Source organism: Oleiphilus sp. HI0125, assembly GCF_001635355.1.
Genome location: NZ_LWGF01000541.1, coordinates 1 through 271, shown reverse-complemented (window position 1 = coordinate 271; position 271 = coordinate 1). Strand labels below are relative to the sequence as shown.

Here is a 271-nt window from a genome sequence, read left to right as displayed (position 1 = left end):
TCAAAGCGGTCAATAACATAAGGGCCGTTACCAACAGGGATATCTAAGCCCGCAGAACCAAACCCGACTTTTTCCCAATATGCTTTTGATAGCACTGGCATCTGACCAAGAATTAGAGGGAGTTCTTTGTTTTTGTCGTCTTTAAACTTAAATGTGATAGTTCTACTGTCTTCAATAACCACATCAACCACATCTCCGTAGTAAGCCGCGTAAAATGGACGTGCGCGCTCATGCGTGGTGAGCATGTTAAATGTATATTTCACGTCTTCTG

1 protein-coding gene is annotated in these 271 nt (G+C 42.8%); it reads right to left on the bottom strand.

Annotated features, from left to right (window positions below; genetic code table 11):
• Nucleotides 1-271: ABC transporter substrate-binding protein (locus tag A3762_RS06855; RefSeq protein WP_231878753.1), on the bottom strand; the 271-nt coding region annotated here is incomplete at both ends.